Annotated in this window: 16 protein-coding genes; 7 read left to right on the top strand and 9 right to left on the bottom strand. The window is 68.3% G+C overall.

The features are described from left to right. Window positions 1–339: 339 nt before the first annotated feature. Window positions 340–1170, bottom strand: coding sequence for a crotonase/enoyl-CoA hydratase family protein (locus EJP67_RS02105; protein WP_126018913.1), 831 nt, complete (start codon window positions 1168–1170; stop codon window positions 340–342). Between the two features lie 98 nt (window positions 1171–1268). On the opposite strand from EJP67_RS02105, the gene EJP67_RS02100 reads away from it, so the two are divergent. Together EJP67_RS02100 and EJP67_RS02095 are read left to right on the top strand one after the other, a co-directional pair. Further along, entirely contained in the window at window positions 1269–3143 is a 1875-nt protein-coding gene (locus tag EJP67_RS02100) for a PhoX family protein (RefSeq protein ID WP_126018911.1), read from the top strand. A 33-nt stretch (window positions 3144–3176) separates the two neighbouring features. Continuing rightward, window positions 3177–3575, top strand: coding sequence for a DUF488 domain-containing protein (locus EJP67_RS02095; protein WP_126018909.1), 399 nt, complete (start codon window positions 3177–3179; stop codon window positions 3573–3575). A gap of 6 nt (window positions 3576–3581) precedes the next feature. Here EJP67_RS02095 and EJP67_RS02090 read toward each other — a convergent pair whose 3' ends face one another. Further along, window positions 3582–4190 carry a glutathione S-transferase gene (locus EJP67_RS02090; RefSeq protein ID WP_126018907.1) on the bottom strand — a complete coding sequence of 203 codons (609 nt, stop codon included), beginning with the start codon at window positions 4188–4190 and terminating at the stop codon, window positions 3582–3584. A gap of 128 nt (window positions 4191–4318) precedes the next feature. Here EJP67_RS02090 and EJP67_RS02085 point away from each other — a divergent pair, with 128 nt between their 5' ends. Then, a complete protein-coding gene (locus tag EJP67_RS02085) occupies window positions 4319–4789 on the top strand; it encodes an Lrp/AsnC family transcriptional regulator (RefSeq protein WP_126018905.1) in 471 nt (156 codons plus the stop codon). Between the two features lie 17 nt (window positions 4790–4806). Here EJP67_RS02085 and EJP67_RS02080 read toward each other — a convergent pair whose 3' ends face one another. Next, window positions 4807–5709: an SDR family oxidoreductase gene (locus tag EJP67_RS02080; protein WP_126018903.1), complete on the bottom strand. Its 903-nt coding sequence runs from the start codon at window positions 5707–5709 to the stop codon at window positions 4807–4809. Between the two features lie 141 nt (window positions 5710–5850). Here EJP67_RS02080 and EJP67_RS02075 point away from each other — a divergent pair, with 141 nt between their 5' ends. Continuing rightward, a complete protein-coding gene (locus EJP67_RS02075) occupies window positions 5851–6729 on the top strand; it encodes a CoA transferase (RefSeq protein ID WP_126018901.1) in 879 nt (292 codons plus the stop codon). Between the two features lie 15 nt (window positions 6730–6744). On the opposite strand, the gene EJP67_RS02070 is transcribed toward EJP67_RS02075, so the two are convergent. Beyond that, on the bottom strand, window positions 6745–7680 hold the full coding sequence (locus tag EJP67_RS02070) for a hypothetical protein (protein WP_240650469.1): 936 nt from the start codon (window positions 7678–7680) through the stop codon (window positions 6745–6747). Window positions 7681–7718: 38 nt separating this feature from the next. Further along, on the bottom strand, window positions 7719–8636 hold the full coding sequence (locus EJP67_RS02065) for a DMT family transporter (RefSeq protein WP_126018899.1): 918 nt from the start codon (window positions 8634–8636) through the stop codon (window positions 7719–7721). Window positions 8637–8869: 233 nt separating this feature from the next. On the opposite strand from EJP67_RS02065, the gene EJP67_RS02060 reads away from it, so the two are divergent. Beyond that, the gene (locus EJP67_RS02060) at window positions 8870–9250 is read left to right on the top strand and encodes a tautomerase family protein (protein ID WP_126018897.1); all 381 of its coding nucleotides are present in this window, start codon (window positions 8870–8872) and stop codon (window positions 9248–9250) included. Between the two features lie 17 nt (window positions 9251–9267). After that, window positions 9268–9903 carry a DUF1294 domain-containing protein gene (locus EJP67_RS02055; RefSeq protein WP_126018894.1) on the top strand — a complete coding sequence of 212 codons (636 nt, stop codon included), beginning with the start codon at window positions 9268–9270 and terminating at the stop codon, window positions 9901–9903. Window positions 9904–9910: 7 nt separating this feature from the next. Here the strand turns inward: EJP67_RS02055 and EJP67_RS02050 are convergent, their stop codons facing one another. Then, on the bottom strand, window positions 9911–12310 hold the full coding sequence (locus EJP67_RS02050; protein WP_126018892.1) for a YgiQ family radical SAM protein: 2400 nt from the start codon (window positions 12308–12310) through the stop codon (window positions 9911–9913). A gap of 167 nt (window positions 12311–12477) precedes the next feature. Here EJP67_RS02050 and EJP67_RS02045 point away from each other — a divergent pair, with 167 nt between their 5' ends. Further along, a complete protein-coding gene (locus EJP67_RS02045; RefSeq protein ID WP_420824251.1) occupies window positions 12478–13419 on the top strand; it encodes a bifunctional helix-turn-helix transcriptional regulator/GNAT family N-acetyltransferase in 942 nt (313 codons plus the stop codon). Window positions 13420–13524: 105 nt separating this feature from the next. On the opposite strand, the gene EJP67_RS02040 is transcribed toward EJP67_RS02045, so the two are convergent. The 3 genes from EJP67_RS02040 to EJP67_RS02030 all read right to left on the bottom strand — a co-directional run bounded on the left by EJP67_RS02040 (window position 13525) and on the right by EJP67_RS02030 (window position 16442). After that, on the bottom strand, window positions 13525–14307 hold the full coding sequence (locus EJP67_RS02040; RefSeq protein WP_019653083.1) for a 3-hydroxybutyrate dehydrogenase: 783 nt from the start codon (window positions 14305–14307) through the stop codon (window positions 13525–13527). Between the two features lie 58 nt (window positions 14308–14365). Further along, window positions 14366–15115, bottom strand: coding sequence for an acetoacetate decarboxylase (locus EJP67_RS02035; protein ID WP_126018890.1), 750 nt, complete (start codon window positions 15113–15115; stop codon window positions 14366–14368). A gap of 106 nt (window positions 15116–15221) precedes the next feature. Further along, on the bottom strand, window positions 15222–16442 hold the full coding sequence (locus tag EJP67_RS02030; RefSeq protein WP_126018888.1) for a patatin-like phospholipase family protein: 1221 nt from the start codon (window positions 16440–16442) through the stop codon (window positions 15222–15224). Window positions 16443–16457 lie beyond the last annotated feature (15 nt).

Below are 16457 nucleotides of genomic sequence, written 5' to 3'. Positions count from 1 at the left end.
AATTGTTAATGAGTGAGCTGTCTGGAGCCATCCTCCGCAGGAGCTATCAGCGGAGGAGACGTGACCTTCTGCACACAAATTGTCTCCATCCGCATGGTTTTGCCCCATAAAACAACCACTTTATTCTTACATAAAGATACACCGAGTGGGATTTTTGATGTTTTCGGCTGTTCCGGCCCGAATTGAAGGGTCGGCCGAACAGAAGGCGCAGATGTAACCGCGCCCGCGCAAGACGGGGGATGCGAGGGTGCGCGAAGAACGGCGTTGGCGGGCTGGGGAATACCCGCCCGGCCGTTCACCCGGCAGCGATGGATTTCTTGCGGGGCGCCCCGCCGGCCGTCAACCCGGCGCGCTGAAGCGCGGCGCGCGCCGCTCGATGTTGGCCTTCACGGCCTCGACCTGGTTCGGGCTGCCGATCAGCGCCTTCTGCTCCACCGACTCGGCCAGCAGCAGTTCGGCCGCGCTCTGCGAGAGCGATGCGTTCAGCAGCCGCTTGCCCGCGCGGATCGCGTCCGGGCTCTTGCCGGCAATCTCGTGCGCCATCTGCAGCGCCTCGGCCAGCGGGTCGGCGCTGACCCGGGTGGCGAAGCCCAGGCGCAGCGCCTCCTCGCCCGAGAAGATACGGCCGGTGAAGGTGAGTTCGCGCACCACGTCGCTGCGCGCGAGTTCGCGCATCAGCACCATGCCGGCCATGTCGGGCACCAGGCCCCATTTGATCTCCATCACCGAGAGCTTGGTGTCGGGCGCGACGATGCGGATGTCGGCCCCCAGCGCCACCTGCAGTCCGCCGCCGAAGGCCACGCCGTGCACTGCGGCAATCACCGGCACCGGCACCTCGCGCCAGACCATCGCGACCTGCTGCGCGGCATTCGAGATGCCATGCGTGCGCACCACCAGGTCGGCGCCGGCGGCGCCCTCGCCCAGCACGCCGGCGCCCGCGTCCTGCTGCTGCATGCGTTCGAACGAAGCCATGTCGAGCCCCGCGCAGAAGGCCTTGCCGCGGCCCGAGATCACGACCGCGCGCACCGCCTTGTCTTCACGCAGCGCCTCGCCGGCCTCGATGAGCGCATCGAACATCGCAGGATCGAGCGCGTTCATCTTGTCGGCGCGCGAAAGATGCAGTTCGACCACGCCGTCGGCGTGGCGGGTGCGTTCGATGCGATCGGTCATTCGATGTCTCCTGGGCGGTTGCCGCACCAGTATCGCCGGGCACGGGCTCAGGCGATGATGGCGCCTGTCGCCAACACAACACCGCCAACATCTCCGCCATGCCCCTGGACCGCCGCCACTTTCTCATTCAATCGGGTTCGGCCGCCGCCGTGGTCGCGCTGTTCGGACAGGGCTGCGCCTCGCCGTCCACGCCCACAGCCATGGGCTCCGGTGAGGTGCTCGGCTTCACCGGCGTGCCAGCCTCCCTGCGCGACGGCATCGTGGTGCCCCCCGAATACGAATGGCAGCTGCTCTACCCCTGGGGCTCGCCCACCGGCGTCGCGAACCGCATGCCGAGCTTCGCGCCCGACGCGAGCAACAGCGCCGACGACCAGGCCGTGCAGGCCGGCATGCACCACGACGGCATGCACTTCTTCGCGCTCGATGCGAGCGGCGAGCGCGGCCTGCTGGTGATGAACCACGAGTACACCGACGAGCAGCTGCTGCACACCGACGGCGTGAAGGAGTGGACCGCCGGAAAGGTCCGCAAGTCGCTGCATGCCATGGGCGTCTCGGTGATCGAGATCCGGCGCACCGACAAGGGCTGGCAGCAGGCGCTGCCCTCGCCCTTCGCACGACGCGTGCACGGCAGCACGCCGATGCGCATTGCAGGCCCCGCCGCAGGCACGCCTTTGATGCGCACCACGGCCAATCCGGCGGGCGACGCGGTCTTCGGCACCTTCGCCAACTGCGCGATGGGCGTCACGCCGTGGGGCACCTACCTGACCTGCGAGGAGAACTTCCACGGCTACTTCGGCGGCCCGAAGGACGCGGCCCGCAACGCGACGCCGGCCCAGCGCCGCTACGGCACGGTGGCCGGCTCGCAGTGGGTCGAGTACTGGCGCTTCGACGAGCGCTTCGACGTGAGCCGCCATCCGAACGAGCCGCACCGCTTCGGCTGGGTGGTCGAGATCGACCCGTTCGACCCCACGGCCACGCCCGTCAAGCGCACCGCGCTGGGCCGCAAGCGCCAGGAAAGCGCCACCTGCACCGTCGCGAAGGACGGCCGCCTGGTGGTCTACATGGGCGACGACTCGCGCTTCGAATACATCTACAAGTTCATCAGCCGCGACAAGGTGCGCCCCGGCACCGACGCTGCCGCGCGAGCGGCCAACCGGCACCTGCTCGACGAAGGCACGCTCTATGCCGCGCGCTACGACGCCGGCGGCCGCGGCCAGTGGCTCGAGCTCACGCACGGACGCGACGGCCTGGACGCGGCCAACGGCTTCGCCGACCAGGCGGAGGTGCTGATCCACGCGCGGCTGGCCGGCGACCATGTCGGCGCCACGAAGATGGACCGCCCCGAATGGATCGCCATCCATCCGCAAAGCGGCGAGGTCTACGTCACGCTCACCAACAACAGCCAGCGCGGCGACGCCGGCAAGCCCGCTCCCGATGCGGCCAACCCGCGCGCCAACAACCTCTTCGGCGGCATCCTGCGCTGGCGCGAGGACGCGGGCGATGCCGCCGCCACGGGCTTCGCCTGGGACCACTTCGCGCTGGCGGGCGACCCCGCGCAACCCGGCAGCGGCGCGCGCTACCCCTCGGCCGGCGCCGACGCCTTCGGCGCCCCCGATGGCCTGCACTTCGACCGCGGCGGCCTGCTCTGGATCCAGACCGACATGAGCGGCCAGGTGATCGGCAAGCCGCCCTACACCGCGCTGGGCAACAACCAGATGCTGTGCGCCGACCCTGCCTCGGGCCGCATCAAGCGCTTCCTGACCGGACCCAACGGCTGCGAGATCACAGGCTGCGTGGTCACGCCCGACCGCCGCACGCTGTTCGTCAACATCCAGCATCCAGGCGAGGCGCGCGACGACGGCGACACAAAACCCAACAGCGCCTGGCCCGACGGCACCACGCCGGGCAGCGCCCGGCCGCGCTCGGCGACGCTGGCGATACGGCGGCGCGATGGCGGTATCGTCGGCACCTGAGACAAGCACCAGCAGAGAAAAGGGAAACCCACCATGAGCATCCGCATCGTCCGCCTCGGCACTCCCCGCGCTCCCGGCGAAGGCTTGCGCGTCGGCACCGTGCGCCGTCCGCCGCGCGGCGTTCCGAAGACCGAGTTCGCTTCGCAGGACTGGTACGACGTGTGGTATCCCAACCTCGCGCCCTCCGTCGAGGCGATGAAGCAGGCACAGGAAGCCCAGAAAGAGGAATCGCCCGCGCAGTGGAACGCCTTCGTGCGCAAGTTCAAGTCCGAGATGGCCGAGCCCGATGCGAGCCGCAGCCTCGACCTGCTGGCCGCGCTGTCGCACGGCGCGTCGCTCTCGGTGGGCTGCTACTGCGAGGAGGAGTCGCGATGCCACCGCTCGGTGCTGCGCAGCCTGCTCGCGGAGCGCGGCGCGAAGATCGTCGACTGATTCCGCTCAGACCATCGGTGCGCCGACGAAAACCGGCAGCCGCTCTGCCTGCGCGGAGTACGCAGCCAGCACAGGGAAGCCGGTCGGCGAAATCGCATCGGGCGTCAGCAACTGCGTGAACGCCCAGGCCACGGCCGTCGAGACGCCGGCCTGGGTCATCGTCTCTTCGCTGGCCGGCAGCGGCTCGGCAGCGATCTCGCATTCGAGCGCCGAATACGCAGCGGCGAGCTGGCCCTGCACACGGTCCATCCACGGCTGGTGCAGCTTCTCGGCCGGACGCAGCTTGCGCTCGTAGACGATCTGCACCGTCTTCTCGCAGGCCGCGAGCGCGAGCCCCGCGAGGCGCAGCTCGCGCAGCCGCCGCGCCGGGTCTGCCGGCAGCAGGCTGCGCCCGCTGAGCGCCTGGGCGTAGTCGATGATCAGCGTCGAGTCCATCAGCACCGAGCCGTCGTCGCAGACCAGCGTGGGCGCCTTCACCACCGGGTTGATGGCGCTGAACTGCTCGAAGGTGCTGAAGACCGAGATCGAGCGGTGCTCGAAGGGAACGCCGAGCAGGCGCAGCGAGATGGCGGTGCGCCGCACGTAGGGTGAGTCGAGCATGCCGACGAGTTGCATTGGGTGTTCTCCTGAAAGACGGGCCTCACGATAGCGGCGCCGCCACGATCGTTGAATGGCAATCCATCGAAAATCGCGCTCGCGAACCGATCAAACATCGGCCGCGCCCCTCCCCACCGACCTCTTCCATGAACATCGACAAGAAAGACCGCCTGATCCTCGAAGCGCTGCAGACCGACGCGCGCCAGAGCCTGGCCGCCATCGGCAAGCGCATCGGCAAGCGCATCGGCCTGTCGCAGCCGGCCATGAGCGAGCGGGTGCGCAAGCTCGAGGAAGCAGGCGTGATCGAGGGCTACGGCGCGCGCGTCAACCTGCGCGCGCTGGGCGTAGGGCTGCAGGCCATCATCCGCATCGACACCACGCATGCGGGCATCGCCAGGTACCTGAAGCTGTTCGAATCGATGCCCGAGGTGCTGAGCGCCGACCGCGTGACCGGCGAAGACTGCTTCTTCGTGCGCTGCGCGATCGCCGAGCCGGCCGACCTGGAGCGCGTGGTTGACGCGCTGGCGGTCGATGGTTCGGTGACGACTTCGCTGGTGCTGTCCAGTCCGGTGAACAAGCGGGTCACCGTGCACGCGGCCAGGCCGCCGAAGAAATAAGCAATAGACGGCCGCCTTCAGCGCTGCGCCTTGTCCTTCTGGTTCTGCGCCTCGATGCGTTCGCGCGCGGCCAGCCAGTCGGCGTCGCTCCACTGGCGCAGCTCGTAGAAGTTGCCGCCAGTGGCCAGCGCGTTGCCGCCGTCCATCATGATGCTCTGGCCGGTGAGCCAGTCGCACTGGCCCGGCGCCATCAGGAAGGAAGCGAGGTTCTGCAGCTCGCTCATGCGGCCGGTGCGCGCCATCGGGTTGTTCTGCTTGCTGCGCGCGCCGGGCTCCTCGCCGGGGTTCAGGCGCTTGCTCATGCCTTCCGTCGGAATCTCGCCGGGCCCGACGGCGTTCAGGCGGATGCCGTGGCGCGCCCACTCGACCGCGAGCGACTTGGTCATGACCTCGATGCCGGCCTTGCTCATGGCCGAGGGCACCACGTACGGGCTGCCGTTGTCGACCCAGGTGACGATGATGCTCATCACGCTGCGGAAAGCATCGCCCGGCTTCCATTCGCCCGACTTGGCCTGCGCCACCCAGCGCTTGCCCACCGCCTGTGTCACGTAGAAGCTGCCGTGGAACACGATGTTGGCGATGGCGTCGAAGGCGCGCGGCGAGAGGGCCTCGGTGGGCGAGACGAAATTGCCCGCCGCGTTGTTCACCAGCCCCGTGAGGCCGCCGCTCTGGAACAGGCTCTCGACCATCTCGTCGACCTGCTGGGCGATGCGGATGTCCACGCCGAAGGTGTCGATGCGCCGCTGCGGAAACTGCTTGCACCATTCGGCCGCGGTCTCCTCGCAGACCGACTGGCGCCGGCCGCAGATGGCCACGTCGGCGCCGAGGCTCAGGAAGCGCTCGGCCATTGCCCGGCCCAGGCCGGTGCCGCCGCCGGTCACCAGGATGCGCTGGCCGCTCATGAGGGAAGCTTCGAACATCATTCGTCTCCTTGGTCGATGAGAGGCGGCACGCGCCGCCACCGGCACATGCTACGCGTGCCGTGCTTTCGCGGCTTGCGTGAGGTGGCTCCGCCCCTCGGGCGAGAATGCGCGAAACGATTCTTCCGGAGACGACGACCGATGCCGAGCCCCGCCGACGATCAAGCCTTCGCACCGCTGGAGGGCGTTCGCGTCCTCAGCCTCGCGCTGAACCTGCCCGGGCCCGCCGCGCTGCTGCGCTGCCGCCGAATGGGTGCCACCTGCCTGAAGCTGGAGCCGCCGGGCGGCGATCCGATGGGGCTCTACAACCGCCCTGCCTACGCCGCGCTGCACGAGGGCATCGAGATCCGCACCCTCGACCTGAAGACCGAGGCCGGCCAGCAACTGCTGCACACCGAGCTTGCCTCCACCGACGTGCTGCTCACCTCGTTCCGCCCCTCGGCGCTCGCCAAGCTCAAGCTCGACTGGGCCACGCTGCAGGCGCACCATCCTTCGCTGTCGCAGGTGGCCATCGTCGGCGCGCCGGGCGAGCGCGCCGAGGAGCCGGGCCACGACCTGACCTACCTCGCCGAAAGCGGCCTCGTCACCGGCACTGAACTGCCGCCCACGCTCTACGCCGACATGGGCGGCGCCCTGCTCGCCAGCGAGGCGGTGCTCAAGGCCATGCTGCTGCGCTCGCGCAACGCTGCGGGCGGTGTGTACCTGGAGGTGGCGCTGAACGCCTCGGCCGACTGGCTCGCCCTGCCCCGCACCTGGGGCCTGACGCAGCCCTGCGGCACGGTCGGCGGCGCGCATGCAGGCTACCGCGTCTATCCCTGCGCCGACGGCCGCGTGGCGGTGGCGGCGCTGGAGCCGCATTTCGCCGACCGGCTCTGCGAGGCCGCGCAGATCGCCTCGCGCGACATGCTGGCGCCGGCCACGCGCGAAGCGCTGGCGGCCTGGCTGCTGACGCGCACGCGCGCCGAACTCGATGCGATGAGCCGCGAGCGCGACGTGCCGCTGCTCACGCTGGCCGACTGATCCGGCCGATCGGGCTCAGCGGGCGGCGCCGTCGCGCTGCCGGTCTTCGCGCTTGAGCGCGAGATACGTGTCCAGATCGATCTCGTGCAGCTGGCGCGGGTACTGCTCGGCACCCGCGAACCAGCGGCGCTGGCGGCGCTCGGCCTGGTCCGGCCCCGGCGCCGAGAGGTAGGCGTCGAGTGTCAGGAAGTAGCGCATCGCATTGCGCTCCACCAGCCCGCGCAGGCCGCGGATGTAGTCGGGCTGGCCTTCGGGCGTCTTGCCGACCACGGTGAAGCCCACCTTGTCGCTGCCGAAGGTCGCCAGATAGGCCATGGTGCCCAGCCGCACCATCGTGTTGTGGTCGTAGCTGTAGCTGAAGTGCAGGAAGCTCTTGCGCTCGTCGAGCGCCACGGCCTCGAGTGTCACGCGGTAGTTGCTGGTGCCCAGCGGGCCGCTTTCGGCGGAAAGCTCCACCAGCAGGTGATCGGGCGAATTGCCGCTGACCCGGTAGACGAAGGGCAGCTCGAAGGCCTGGTCGACAGGCTTGTCGTAGCGCCGCACCACATAGAGCGTGAGCATCTCGCTTCCCTGAGGGCCGCTGGCGACGCTGCAGCGCCGGTTGTTGACGTGCAGGGTCAGCACCTCGCACCAATGCGCGGAGCCTTTGAGTGCGGTGCTGATCTCGGCGAGCGGATGTTCGACGACGGCGTAGACGTCGCCCTGGAGGCCGTCCGCCGTCTCCATGGAATCGAGCTGCACGGGCCGGCCGAAGCTGCTGCGGTTCAGCTTGTCGCTCAGGCGCTGGTAGGTAGCGCGCAGCGCCTGGGCGGAAGAGTTCTCCGCGGGGGCCGCGAACGAAGACTGCATCGGGCAGGCCGCGAAAAGCAGCAGCGCCGCCACAGCCAGGATGCGTGTCCATGGAGCCGGCGGGTGGGGCGAACTGCTCACGGTGCTCATGGTGCTGCTCATGGGGCCACACCATACAACGGAGCGCCCCGCCCTCGCCTTCAGTCGGACTGCGCGGGCTTGCTGCGCCGCACCAGCAGCAGCATCGCGCCGGCCAGCAGCAAGGCCCCGGCCCACTGGCGCGGCGTCATCGCCTGCGAGAACAGTGCCGCCGCCAGCAAGGCTGCCACCAGCGGCTCGATCAGCGTGCCGACCACCGCCGCCGTCGGCGACAGGCGCCGCGCGCCCCAGGCGAAGGCCAGGTAGGCCACCGAGGTCGTCACCACGCCCGTGTAGCCCACGCCCAGCCATTGAGCGCCGCCGGACGGCCAGGTGATGCCCGAAGGCAGCGCCACGGCCAGCATGCAGAGCGCCGCGGCCGTCATCCCCCAGGCCGAGGCCGTGACGGCCGGCACCCGCGCCGGCATGCGAGCGTTGCCCAGCACCACCATCGCGTAGCAGAAAGCCGAGCCCAGCGACCAGGCGACGCCGGCCGCATGCCCCGGGGCCAGCGGATCCCATCCTCCGGCGGGCATCACCAGCAGCAGCACGCCGGCCAGCGCGAGCAGCAGGCCGGCGATCAGCCTGCGGCCGAGGCGCTCATAGCCGCGCAGCACCGACACCAGCGTGACGATCACCGGCGCGCAGCAGATCGAGATGACGGTTGGCAGCGCCGCCCCCAGGTGCACGATGCCGGCGAACCAGCAGCTCACGTTGAGCGCCATTGCGGCGCCCGTGGCGAGCATCTGCGACCGCTCCCGGCTGCTCAGATCGGCCCAGCCGGCACCGGCCATCGCCGGCGCCCGCCAATGCAGCCACCACAGCAACGGCAGCCCGAGGGCGAAGCGCGCCAGCGACAGGCTTTGCGGCGCGATGCCGCCATCGATCAGGAATTGCGCCACCAGCGCACCACCGCCCCAGAGGGCGCCAGCCAGCAGCACGCCGCCCCAGGCCAGGGCGGCAGACGTTCTTGCGTTCATTGATGAAAGTTCTTTCTCCATGACGCCCGCCATGGCCGGTCGCTTCAGGACCGGGGTTCAGGCAGCGGGCGTGACCATCCGAGCCGCCGGCCGGCCGAGGAGGCACGGGGCTGGCGGCAACCGCTTGGGTCTGAGCGCGAGGCGCGCTTCAGCAGCAGACGACGGACGGGGGAGAAAGATGGCGGACCATGTCGCGTATCTTATGCGTCCAAGACTTTTTCAAGGAACAGCACATGCCACTCGTGCGGATCGAGCTTTCCAGCGACAGCCCCGAAACCCTGGGCCCGGCCATCGGGGACCTCGTCTACCAGGCCATGCGGGACACCATCAACGTGCCGGAGCACGACAAGTTCCAGGTCATCACGCGGCATGCCCCGCACGAACTGGTGCATCCGGCGAGCTACCTCGGCGTGACGTATTCGCCGGGCTTCGTGCTGATCCAGATCACGCTGAACCAGGGGCGCACCACCGAGATGAAGAAGGCCTTCTACAGGCGCGTGGCCGACGACCTGCACGGCCAGCTGGGCATCCGGCGCGAGGACGTGTTCATCAACCTTGTCGAGGTGGCGAAGGAGAACTGGTCCTTCGGCAATGGGGAGATGCAGTACGCCTAGCGGCGAGAATCCCGGCGATGAAACGCCAGGGCACGCTCGTTCGATGGGAGAAGGACCGGGGCTTCGGCTTCATCCGCTGTCCCGACATCTCCGCCGATGTGTTCGTGCATCTGCGCGACTTCTCGGAACGTGGCACCTCGCCGCAGGTCGGCATGCGGCTGGACTTCGAGGAGATCCATGTGGGCGGCAAGGGGCCGCGCGCAGTGGCGGTCCGAGCAGCCGGAGCACAGCAGCAGCGCCCGCAACGACGCCAGCAGCAGCAGCAGCAACCGCAACGTCGCTCTCCCCGTTCAGCCTCGTCCTCGCTGCCGATGGCGCTGCTGCTCGTCGGGTACGCCGCGCTGCTCGGCTACGGCGTGTGGACCGGGCGAATCCCGCCGATCGCGCTCGGCGTGTTGCTGCTGCTCAGCCTGCTGACCTTCTTCGTCTACGGCTTCGACAAGAACGCGGCTCAGGCGGGCCGCTGGCGTACTGCGGAGAACACCTTGCACCTGCTATCGCTGGCCGGCGGCTGGCCGGGCGCGTGGATCGCGCAGCGGCTGTTCCGCCACAAGGTGAGCAAAACGAATTTCATGGCCATCTACTGGGCCACCGTGCTGGCGCACATGGCGGCCGTCGGAGCCTGGGTCGGCAAGCTCGTGCCGGCGCTGTAGGCGCCGCTCAGCGCGGCTTGCGGATGTTGCCGCGCACCGGGCCGGCCGATTTGCGCGTGGCTGGCCCCGAACCCGAACCGTTGTCGCGCGGCGGCAGGCCGGTGTGCTGCGTGAGGATGCGGCCCTTGGAGGGCTTCACCGGTGCCAGCTTGACCGGCGCGGCCTTGGCGGTTGCCGCAGCCGCCGTCGAGTTCTTGCGCCGCGCGCTGGTGTAGCCGCCATCGGTCAGCGGCTGCCAGGTCGGGATGAGGTGGTGCTTGCCGTTGCCGATCAGGTCGGCGCGGCCCATCGACTTCAGCGCCTCGCGCAGCAGCGGCCAGTTGTTGGCGTCGTGGTAGCGCAGGAAGGCCTTGTGCAGGCGGCGGCGCTTGTCGCCGCGCACGATGTCCACCGTCTCGCTCTCGCGCGTGATCTTGCGCAGCGGGTTGCGGTTGGAGTGGTACATCGCGGTGGCCGTGGCCATCGGGCTCGGGTAGAAGGTCTGCACCTGGTCGGCGCGGAAGCCGTTCTTCTTGAGCCAGATCGCGAGGTTCATCATGTCCTCGTCGCTCGTGCCCGGATGCGCGGCGATGAAGTACGGGATGAGGTACTGCTTCTTGCCCGCCTCGGCCGAGTACTTCTCGAACATCTGCTTGAACTTGTCGTAGCTGCCGATGCCGGGCTTCATCATCTTCGTGAGCGGGCCCTGCTCGGTGTGCTCGGGTGCGATCTTGAGATAGCCGCCGACGTGGTGCTGCACCAGCTCCTTCACGTACTCGGGCGACTGCACGGCCAGGTCGTAGCGCAGGCCGGAGCCGATCAGGATCTTCTTGATGCCCCTGAGCGCGCGCGCCCGGCGGTAGATCTTGATGAGCGGGTCGTGGTTGGTGTTGAGGTTCTGGCAGATGCCCGGGTACACGCAGCTCGGCTTGCGGCAGGCGGCCTCGATCTCGGGCGACTTGCAGCCGATGCGGTACATGTTGGCCGTGGGGCCGCCGAGGTCGGAGATGGTGCCGGTGAAGCCCTTCACCGAGTCGCGGATGGCCTCGACCTCCTTGATGATCGAGTCTTCCGAGCGGCTCTGGATGATGCGGCCCTCGTGCTCGGTGATGGAGCAGAAGGTGCAGCCGCCGAAGCAGCCGCGCATGATGTTCACGCTGAAGCGGATCATCTCCCATGCGGGGATCTTGGTCGCGCCATCATGGCTGCCGTTCTCGTCGGCGTAGCGCGGATGCGGGCTGCGCGCGTACGGCAGGTCGAACACGTGGTCCATCTCGGCCGTGGTCAGCGGAATGGGCGGCGGGTTGATCCACACGTCGCGCGCCGTGGTGCCTTCGCCGTGCGCCTGCACCAGCGCGCGGGCGTTGCCGGGGTTGGTCTCCAGGTGCAGCACGCGGTTGGCGTGCGCATAGAGCACCGGGTCGCTGCGCACCTGCTCGTACGAAGGCAGGCGGATCACCGAGCGCTCGCGCGGCGGCACCTTGGTCTTGCCCTTGCCCTGCAGCGCGGGGTTGGGCACGAAGTTCAGCGGCTTGATGGCGAGATTGACCACGGATGAGCCGGCGGCTTCGGCCGCCTTGGCCACCGCCTCGGCCTCGTCTTCCTTCACACAGGTGGCGCCGTTGGCCTTGGCCTGGTCGGACACCATCAGGTACGGATTGACATGCGCCTCGACGCGGCCGGGCTCGTCGACGCTGGTGGAGTCGATCTCGAACCAGCCCTCAGGCGTTTCGCGGCGCACGAAGGCGGTGCCGCGCACGTCGGTGATCTGCTGCACCGGCTCCTTGGCCGCCAGGCGGTGCGCGATCTCGACGATGGCGCGCTCGGCGTTGCCGTACAGCAGCAGGTCGCACTTGGCGTCGACCACGATGGAGCGGCGCACCTTGTCCGACCAGTAGTCGTAGTGGGCGATGCGGCGCAGCGAGCCTTCGATGCCGCCGAGGATGATCGGCACGTCGTTCCAGGCTTCCTTGCAGCGCTGCGAATACACGATGGCCGCACGGTCGGGGCGAGCGCCGCCGACGTCGCCGGGCGTGTAGGCATCGTCGCTGCGGATCTTCCGGTCGGCCGTGTAGCGGTTGATCATCGAATCCATGTTGCCGGCGGTGACGCCGAAGAACAGGTTCGGCTTGCCCAGCGCCTTGAAAGGCTCGGCGCTCTGCCAGTCGGGCTGCGCGATGATGCCCACGCGGAAGCCCTGCGCCTCCAGCATGCGGCCGATGACCGACATGCCGAAGCTGGGGTGGTCGACGTAGGCGTCGCCCGTGACGACGATGATGTCGCAGCTGTCCCAGCCGAGCGCTTCCATCTCCTTGCGCGAGGTCGGCAGGAATTTCGCCGTGCCGAAACGCGCCGCCCAGTACTTGCGGTAGCTGGTCAGCGGCTTGGCGGCACGCGCGAAGAAGGAGACGTCGACGGGAGCGTTCATCGGTGGGAGTTGACAGCGCCGCGGGAGCGCCGTTGTGGGCAACCCTCGATTTTAGGGTTTTCCACCATGCCTGTCGCCCCGTGTGACCTGTGACCGGACTTTCCCGAAGGACTCATGCTCCGCCAATTTGATTGCCAAAGTCAAGTAATTGAATGACAATGGCAACCATGTCCACATCTTCGCCGCCCATCGATACCACTGCCGTCAAGGCGGTCCGGCAGTTCAACCGCTTCTACACCCGCCGCATCGGCGCCTTGGACCCCTACCTTGGCAGCGCCATGTCGCTGACCGATGTGCGCGTGCTGTACGAGCTGGCGCACCGCGAAATGGCCGTCGCGAGCGAGATCGGGCGAGACCTCGGGCTGGACGCCGGCTACCTCAGCCGCATCCTGCGCCGCTTCGAGAACGAGGGCTGGCTGGTGCGCGAGCCCCATCCTCGCGACGCGCGCCAGAGCGTGCTGCGCCTGACCGACGCGGGCCATGCCGCGTTCGCGCCGCTGCAGCAGAAATCACGCGAGGAGGCTGCCGCCCTGCTCGCCACGCTCGCACCTGCGCAGCGCCAGCAGCTGGTGCACGCCATGGGCACGGTGCAATCGCTGCTCGACCCCGAGGCGCCGCCCGCGAAGCCGCAGGCCGCCATCCTGCGCGACCCCGGCCCCGGCGACATCGGCTGGGTGGTGCAGCAGCACGGCGAGATCTACGCGCGTGAATACGGCTGGAACAGCACCTTCGAGGCGCTCGTGGCGAGCATCGCAGGCGAGTTCCTGCTCAAGTTCCAGCCCGAATGGGAGCGCTGCTGGATCGCCGAGCTCAATGGCGAGCGGGTCGGCTCGATCTTCGTTGTGCGCAAGTCGGCCACGGTGGCGCAACTACGACTCTTGATCCTCACGCCCGCAGCGCGCGGGCTGGGGCTGGGCGGCAAGCTGGTGGACGAGTGCATCGCCTTCGCGCGCCTGAAGGGCTACCGCAAGATGGTGCTGTGGACCAACAGTTGCCTGACGGCCGCGCGCGGCATCTACGCCAGCCGTGGCTTCGAGCTCACAGGTTCCGAGCCGCATGAGGGATACGGCACGCCGCTGGTGGGCGAGACCTGGGAGCTGAAGCTGTAGTGCCAGGAACACCGCGGAACCGGCTTTGCCGGGCCGCCGGTGTTGCCCCCGGTAGGGGGTTGGCGAAGCGACACGAAGTGCGCGCAGCCTGGGGGCGAGCAAAAGTTATTGCATGAACCAGCCGTGGCTCACCACGAGCGACTGCCCGGTCAGCGCATTCGTCGGGAACCCTGCGAACAGCAGCGCCACGCGCGCCACGTCTTCCGTGGTCGTGAACTCGCCGTCGACCGTCTCCTTCAGCATCACGTTCTTGATGACTTCCTGCTCGGTGATGCCCAGCGTCTTCGCCTGTTCGGGAATCTGCTTCTCGACGAGCGGCGTGCGCACGAAACCCGGGCAGATCACGTTGGCGCGAACGCCGTGCTTGGCGCCCTCCTTCGCGACCGTCTTGGCCAGGCCGATGAGGCCGTGCTTGGCCGTCACGTAGGGCGCCTTCAGCAGCGAAGCCTCCTTGGAGTGCACCGAGCCCATGTAGATCACGCTGCCGCCGCGGCCCTGCGCGTACATGTGCTTCAGGCAGGCCTTGGTGGTGAGGAAGGCGCCGTCGAGGTGGATGGCGAGCATCTTCTTCCAGTCGGCGAAGCTGAACTCCTCCACCGGATGCACGATCTGGATGCCTGCGTTGCTGATGAGGATGTCGATGCCGCCGAAGGCCGCAGCGCCCTCTTCCACCGAGGCGTTGACCTGGTCTTCGTTCGTCACGTCCACGCCTACGCCGATGGCTTGCGCGCCAGTGGCCTTTAGCTCGGCCGCGGTGGCGTCGGCCGCTTCCTTGTTGAGGTCGGCGATGATGATCTTGGCGCCTTCCTGCGCGAACAGGATGGCGATTTCCTTGCCGATGCCGCTGGCCGAGCCGGTGATGTAGGCGACCTTGTCCTTGAGTTGCATGGTGATGTCCTTGAGGGTTGGGGTTGGAAAGCCGGCGACCTGAAGCCGCCAGCAAGAATCAGGCGAGGTAATCGTGTTCGACGGTGCCGAGCGCGAGCGTCATGTCGGCGATGTAGTGCACCGCCGACTCCACCTTGCGCACAGGCAGATCGGCCACCGGCGCGAGCGCATGCGGATGCAGTTCGAGCGAGCCGGGCCCGCCCCACGCGCCGTGCAGCGTCACGTCGACCATGTGATAGCGCACCAGCTCGCAGATGCGGGCCGTGCCGTCGACGTGCGGAATGATCTTGAGCAGGAAGTTCGGCTGCGCGATGCCCGCGAGGATGGGCGCGGGGTCGAGCGTGCGGTGCTTGAAGCCCATCGTGGCCTTGGCCACGCGCACCTTGCCGTAGTCGAGCGTGCCGACCACCACGTCGGTCTCGTAGTCGAGCACCGGCGAGGCGAGCTTCTTCGGAAAGCCCCAGAGCTCGCGCCCGCCGGCAATGGGCGGATGGTCGTTCAGGTACATCGCGTGCACGTACGCGCCCTTCTCCACGCCCTTGGCGGTGCGCAACTGCACCGGGATGACCTGGCCCGACTCGGTGTAGTCGCCGAAGCCGGTCGAATCGGGCATGCGGATGAATTCGTACTTGACCAGCGGCTCGACCACTTCGAGCGGCTCGGGCACCACGGCGCGCAGGGCGTCCATGTCGGTGCGGTACGTGATGATCAGGAATTCGCGCCTGATGAAGCGGTAAGGCCCTGGCGGAAAGGCCGGACTGGTCAGCGGCATCGCGAATGCCGTTCTTCGCACGTCTTCAATGTTCATGATGCAAACATTTCCTCCTGGTGAAGCTGAAGCGGTGAAATGACGGCCCAGTCTCGCGCTGGTTTCTTAGCCGGGGCTGAATCGCCGCGCGACTCGGCCCGACAAGTCAGCGCGACAACCCCGGCCGCTTGACGCGCCCCGAGCCGTGCTCGCCGAGGTCGAAGGTGGTCACGCCGTTGACCGTGGCGTCGGCGCGCAGCGTCTCCGGGTGCGCCAGCGTCACGCGCATGTCGCGCGCGCCGGCCTCCCAGTGCTCCTCCACCGCGGCGCGCGAGAACTCGTAGTCCTTCGACTCCAACTCGTAGGGCTTGTCGCGGTAGATCAGGTGGAAGATGTCGATGGGCTCGTGCGTGAGCTGCGACTGCACCTCGTGCACGCTCGGGTCGTTGCGCAGGCTGGCGGGCAGCTTGGAGATCAGGTCGGCAATCGCCTGCTGCAGGTTCATGTTGGCGGCCAGCGCGTCGGTGTTCATGCGCGTGCGGCTCGAGTAGGTGATGTCCTTCTGCCGCTCCAGCACGCCCGCCATGGTGCGGGGCATTTCGCCGCGCGCGTTGAACAGGTCGACCTGCAGCACCACCAGCGGCTCGTTGCGCGGGTGCGTGTCGAGCACGTATTGCAGCGGCGTGTTCGAGACGATGCCGCCGTCCCAGTAGTCGTCGCCGTCGATGCTCACCGGCGCGAAGCCCGGCGGCAGCGCGCCGCTGGCCATGATGTGCTCGGGCCCGATGCGCTGGCGCGTGTTGTCGAAGTACACCGAGTTGCCGGTGCGCACATTCACCGCGCCCACGCTGAAACGGGCCTCGCAGGCGTTGATGCGGTCGAAGTCGACGAGCCGCTCCAGCGTGGACTTCAGCGGCGAGGTGTCGTAGTAGCTCAGAAGCGGCGCGGCGCCGCCCATCAGGAAGGCTGGCGAATAGCGCGGTTCGAAGAAGCCAGGAATGCCCACCAGCGAGGCCATGGTGGCGCTGTACTGGTTCTGCGTGGCCCGGTCGCCCAGCCACGAAGGCAGTCGCTGCGAAGGCCCCGAAGACACGAGGTGCCAGAACTCGCGCAGCCGGTCGACCCTGTTTTCCTGCGCGTTGCCCGCGATCAGCGCTGCATTTATGGCGCCGATGGAGACGCCCGCGATCCAGTGCGGCTGCAACTCGGTCTCGCTGAGCGCCGCGTACACGCCGGCCTGGTAGGCGCCGAGCGCCCCCCCGCCCTGCAGCACCAGCGCCTTGCGGGCGGTGCGCATGTCCTCGCGGCGCGAGGCGAAGGGGTCGAGGGGCTTCCTGGAAGCGGTGGAGGCGGCACGGGTTTTCTTCTTCGGTGGTGTCGTCGTCATGCGTTCATTTGACAC

The sequence above is a fragment of the Variovorax guangxiensis genome, from assembly GCF_003952165.1.
Lineage (GTDB): Bacteria > Pseudomonadota > Gammaproteobacteria > Burkholderiales > Burkholderiaceae_C > Variovorax > Variovorax guangxiensis.
Note: the sequence above shows the minus strand (reverse complement) of the source record. Positions and strands in the feature narration are given on the sequence as shown.

What these genes read in the sequence shown, in the direction of transcription:
- EJP67_RS02105 (WP_126018913.1), bottom strand. Translation starts at nt 1,170, where the DNA reads ATGACCGATCGCATCGAACGCACCCGCCACGCCGACGGCGTGGTCGAA.
- EJP67_RS02100 (WP_126018911.1), top strand. Translation starts at nt 1,269, where the DNA reads ATGCCCCTGGACCGCCGCCACTTTCTCATTCAATCGGGTTCGGCCGCC.
- EJP67_RS02095 (WP_126018909.1), top strand. Translation starts at nt 3,177, where the DNA reads ATGAGCATCCGCATCGTCCGCCTCGGCACTCCCCGCGCTCCCGGCGAA.
- EJP67_RS02090 (WP_126018907.1), bottom strand. Translation starts at nt 4,190, where the DNA reads ATGCAACTCGTCGGCATGCTCGACTCACCCTACGTGCGGCGCACCGCC.
- EJP67_RS02085 (WP_126018905.1), top strand. Translation starts at nt 4,319, where the DNA reads ATGAACATCGACAAGAAAGACCGCCTGATCCTCGAAGCGCTGCAGACC.
- EJP67_RS02080 (WP_126018903.1), bottom strand. Translation starts at nt 5,709, where the DNA reads ATGTTCGAAGCTTCCCTCATGAGCGGCCAGCGCATCCTGGTGACCGGC.
- EJP67_RS02075 (WP_126018901.1), top strand. Translation starts at nt 5,851, where the DNA reads ATGCCGAGCCCCGCCGACGATCAAGCCTTCGCACCGCTGGAGGGCGTT.
- EJP67_RS02070 (WP_240650469.1), bottom strand. Translation starts at nt 7,680, where the DNA reads ATGAGCAGCACCATGAGCACCGTGAGCAGTTCGCCCCACCCGCCGGCT.
- EJP67_RS02065 (WP_126018899.1), bottom strand. Translation starts at nt 8,636, where the DNA reads ATGAACGCAAGAACGTCTGCCGCCCTGGCCTGGGGCGGCGTGCTGCTG.
- EJP67_RS02060 (WP_126018897.1), top strand. Translation starts at nt 8,870, where the DNA reads ATGCCACTCGTGCGGATCGAGCTTTCCAGCGACAGCCCCGAAACCCTG.
- EJP67_RS02055 (WP_126018894.1), top strand. Translation starts at nt 9,268, where the DNA reads ATGAAACGCCAGGGCACGCTCGTTCGATGGGAGAAGGACCGGGGCTTC.
- EJP67_RS02050 (WP_126018892.1), bottom strand. Translation starts at nt 12,310, where the DNA reads ATGAACGCTCCCGTCGACGTCTCCTTCTTCGCGCGTGCCGCCAAGCCG.
- EJP67_RS02045 (WP_420824251.1), top strand. Translation starts at nt 12,478, where the DNA reads ATGTCCACATCTTCGCCGCCCATCGATACCACTGCCGTCAAGGCGGTC.
- EJP67_RS02040 (WP_019653083.1), bottom strand. Translation starts at nt 14,307, where the DNA reads ATGCAACTCAAGGACAAGGTCGCCTACATCACCGGCTCGGCCAGCGGC.
- EJP67_RS02035 (WP_126018890.1), bottom strand. Translation starts at nt 15,115, where the DNA reads ATGAACATTGAAGACGTGCGAAGAACGGCATTCGCGATGCCGCTGACC.
- EJP67_RS02030 (WP_126018888.1), bottom strand. Translation starts at nt 16,442, where the DNA reads ATGACGACGACACCACCGAAGAAGAAAACCCGTGCCGCCTCCACCGCT.